The organism is Arthrobacter saudimassiliensis (genome assembly GCF_059090665.1).
Genome location: NZ_JBNHFX010000012.1, coordinates 1 through 440, shown reverse-complemented (window position 1 = coordinate 440; position 440 = coordinate 1). Strand labels below are relative to the sequence as shown.

General features: G+C 58.9%; 1 rRNA gene. It reads left to right on the top strand.

Going from position 1 to position 440, the window contains the following annotated elements:
* Positions 1–269: 269 nt before the first annotated feature.
* Positions 270–386, top strand: a 5S ribosomal RNA gene (gene rrf, locus AC5RV6_RS16945).
* Positions 387–440 lie beyond the last annotated feature (54 nt).

The window sequence follows — 440 nt, the reverse complement described above, 5'->3', positions numbered from 1 at the left end:
CCACTGGGTTGATAGGCCGGATGTGGAAGCGGGGACTAAAGACCCGTGAAGCTGACCGGTACTAATAGGCCGACAACTTACACCACACACGAAAAAAACAGCATGCATGCTACGCGTCCACTATGTGGTTCCCAACCAACAACCCACACCACCAGGTGAGGGCAGGGAACACCACTAATTGAATACACGGTTGAACACGTGTAACCACACAGTTCACCACCACAGCACCCCCGCACAGAACAGGGGGCCCGTGGTTTGGTGGCAAGGGTTACGGCGGTCACAGCGTGGGGGAAACGCCCGGTCCCATTCCGAACCCGGAAGCTAAGACCCACAGCGCCGATGGTACTGCACCCGGGAGGGTGTGGGAGAGTAGGTCACCGCCGGACAACCATTAACAGGGAGGGCCCCGCACCGACGCGGGGCCCTCACCCATTTAACAA